The following is a 674-nucleotide window of genomic DNA, read 5'->3' as shown; positions in this document are numbered from 1 at the left end:
AAAATATAAACAATTTTTGAATAGTATGTGTAGGGGAAGCCCTACAATTTTTAAATTAGCAGTAAGTTAAAACTATATCAGTTTTAAAGAGATGTATCCCCAATTCGAATGAACTTTCTACTGATACAATAAATCAGCAATCCCATCCGACCTCCTTCTATGTTTAGCTTTTTACATATGCGTTGTATATATACTTCTATAGTTTTTTCTTCTTTGTTTAAAATAAGGCCTATTTCTTTATAGCTTAACGTGCCGGGTAATAAACTAATAATAGAACGCTCGGTGGCCGTTAAACGAAGGCTTTTCATATTCAATTGCTCAGCCCAACGTTCTTCTCTAAGCAACTTACGTACATCGGCAGTAATGCCCAATTGTTCAGAAAAATAAGGTTGATGATTCAATAATGCTGCTATGGCTTTCGGTAATTCTTGTGGTATACTATTTAACATTACCACACTGCTAACACCGAGGGCTACCGCATCTTTCACCTGTTTTATGCCCACTTCAGGTACTAGTAGCAAAACGGTTAAGCCCGAATAATGTGTACAAATAAATTCTATTAATGTTAATGATTCTATTTTTTTGGATGGCAAACCCAACACAATGAAATGGGGCAACGGTTTGGCAAAATGAAGTTGCTGTAAAAAATGTACCGCGTTGTTAAACAAAGCAAT

General features: G+C 35.2%; 1 protein-coding gene. It reads right to left on the bottom strand.

The features are described from left to right. Nucleotides 1-83: 83 nt before the first annotated feature. The coding region (locus EO766_RS18340) for a helix-turn-helix transcriptional regulator (RefSeq protein ID WP_218332191.1) at nt 84-674 on the bottom strand (591 nt) is incomplete at its 5' end.

This window comes from Hydrotalea sp. AMD (genome assembly GCF_004100315.1).
GTDB lineage: Bacteria > Bacteroidota > Bacteroidia > Chitinophagales > Chitinophagaceae > Hydrotalea > Hydrotalea flava.
This window is presented reverse-complemented; position numbering and strand designations above follow the sequence as displayed.